Origin of the sequence: Natrinema limicola JCM 13563, from assembly GCF_000337475.1 — an archaeon.
Taxonomy (GTDB): domain Archaea; phylum Halobacteriota; class Halobacteria; order Halobacteriales; family Natrialbaceae; genus Natrinema; species Natrinema limicola.
In genome coordinates, this window is record NZ_AOIT01000091.1 from 41,214 (window position 1) to 43,749 (window position 2,536).

The 2,536-nt window shown below is 55.6% G+C and carries 3 pseudogenes (1 of these 3 running past the window's edge); 2 read left to right on the forward strand and 1 reads right to left on the reverse strand.

Going from position 1 to position 2,536, the window contains the following annotated elements:
* Window positions 1-593: pseudogene (locus C476_RS17565) on the reverse strand (cytochrome ubiquinol oxidase subunit I); it reaches 747 nt to the left of the window's first position.
* Between the two features lie 1,353 nt (window positions 594-1,946).
* On the opposite strand from C476_RS17565, the pseudogene tnpA reads away from it, so the two are divergent.
* Both tnpA and C476_RS17575 read left to right on the forward strand, forming a co-directional pair.
* Window positions 1,947-2,338 (forward strand): annotated as a pseudogene (gene tnpA, locus C476_RS17570) (IS200/IS605 family transposase).
* 1 nt (window position 2,339) lies between these two features.
* Window positions 2,340-2,536: pseudogene (locus C476_RS17575) on the forward strand (RNA-guided endonuclease TnpB family protein); the annotation flags it as partial.

Genomic DNA, 2,536 nt, shown 5'->3' on the forward strand with positions numbered 1-2,536 from the left:
GCCACGGATTCGACGGCGGCGTTTTGCATGTGGACGTACATCCAGAGGAATCGCGGGTTCAGATACGCAGCGAGGGGATCGACGAGCGTAACCACCTGCTGGCCGTTTTCAGAGACCAGTTCGTACCCGCGTGGCGTCTGCATCCAGGAGTTGGCAACCAGGATCCAAACCGCCGAGAGCCAGGTGCCGATACCGACTGCGACCGCCGAGATCATATAGAGGACGTTCCCGACGCGCTGGCGGCCGAAAACGAAGATGCCGAGGAACGTCGCCTCGAGCATGAACGCCATCATCCCCTCGAGGGCAAGCGGCCCGCCAAAGAGGTCGCCCGCGGCCGTCGCAAACACCGCGAAGTTCGTCCCGAACTCGAACTCGAGGACGATGCCCGTAACGGTGCCAACGACGAAACTGATGGCGAAGATCTTCGTCCAGAACCGCCGAAGCTGCTCGTAGATGGGCTTTCCGGTGCGGATATCCTTCCAAGTGAAATAGATGAGGAAGGGCGCGAGCCCCATACTCATCACGGGGAAGATGATGTGGACGATCGTCGTCACCGCAAACTGCAGTCGGCTTGCAGCGACGGGCTCAAGCATGGCAGGAACGTGGGGGTAGCGGTTCTGACACGTCTTTTGTGTGGACATACCAGAAAGGGTGTTTTGATTTGTATATTTGTATCATCATTTCTAGGAATGGCGTTAGAACCGAATTTACTTATATGATTTGGCTGTCATACCTAAAACGGCGTTGAACCGAATTACCTGGGCAGAGTAGAGGCACAAACCTCGCACTTCAACACGCTATAGCGCGGAGCCTCCTTCCTCAACAAGCGTCGGAGACGCGAGCAAGGAGGAGAGGAAGCGCGTTCACACCACGGTTAATACACTCGGCAACGTACCCGGTTGATCAAGATATAACGAGATCTTGACTCCACGTCGAAACAATCAGAGGATGCGGCGGGAATTCGGATAACTGCCGCTTCGAGACCGCTCAAAGGCGTATCACAGCACTACACTCATCGATTGAGTTTGGCAGTCGCTAGATTCAGAGTTAGCCAACCCAGTCCGTCGGTCGGACAGCGACTGCACTCTAGGAAAGTGGTTTGTGAACCTTGAAAATACAGATTATGCCCATGATTGCCGCAACCGTGAACATCCGAAATTGTTTCTGGTAACGCCAGGCCAGTTCTCTATCCTGTACTTCCCACGGACGTAGAACACATCTCGAGACGAGAGGGTTCCGGAGACAGCTGACGTCTTCAGACACATCTCCAACAGGGTCGCTCGTTTTGAACCGACGACGACCGATCGAGTGACATACAGATAAGTAACCATACCGGGCAAACTGCCGCATTCGTTCGAAATTTCAGTGTGCCATGGAGAGTGGAGCCCTTCTCAGGGGGTGTGAGTCACCTGGGGACACTCGTGTCCGAGGACGTCAGGTGTCCTCGGTGTTCAGTGATTCACCGGGAATGTCGACATCGTCCATAGCAGGATACGGCGTTCCGTGTACTCGAGGCCGTTCTTGGACTCCTAGATGCAGTTTCCCCTCGAGATTGGCATGCTCGCTCAGAAAATCGGCCCTCGCCTACTCAGTCACCGGTGTAAGGGAATGTCAGAACGGGCCAGCGTTTTGGAACCCTCCACCGTAACCAGCAGCGCGACGGCCACACATCGCTTTCGGGTAGTTGCCGAAAGCGGTTACGATGACAGGGCCTCCTCCGTTGCAAGTGATCGCTGGCCGAAGATTGATCCTATCTTGATTCAGCGAGAGAATCCCGTCCTTCCCGTGAGTGACGAGTGTTCCGACGCGCTGTCGGAACCGAGGAGCGAACAGGGCGGGAGTGAATCGCGTAAGCTCTGTGCAACGAATCACTCGGTTTCTCCCTGCTGAATACCTCACGTCACAAGAATTATCCGACTTGGGTGTATTGAATCTGGCAGGGTCAAATGGAGTATCATCTGCAAACCGGGTCGCACACAGTGTACGCGCTCCAGTATCACTTCGTGACCGTCACGAAGTACCGTGCCGATATTCTCACGGATGAGCGGCTGGAGCGTGTNCTGAAATCGCCCACGATATTGCAGATGACTTCGAGGCCGACATCAAGAACGTGGACGGTGGTACCGACCACGTTCACATCCTGTTTCGGACCAAACCAACCACGGACCTCACGAAGTTCATCAACTCGCTCAAAGGTGTCACGTCACGCCGGATTCGGTCGGAGTTTCCCGAAGTGACACAGACGCTCGAAGATGCGTTCTGGCAACCGGGGTACTTCCTCGCCACGACTGGCCAAGTGAGCATTAATGTGCTGATGGACTACGTGGACGACCAGTAGCATGGCCGCCACAACCACGAAAACGCTGGAAGCCACGCTCGCTCCGCCGACAGCACACAAAGAGCGGAAACTGTGTGACCTCCTCGAAATCTACCGTGAGGGACTACATGAGGCGTTCGACGCCGGGTGTGACACGATGAGTGCAACCAGCGACGTGGTGACGCCCTACGACCTGCCGTATCAGGCGAAAGCAGCGCT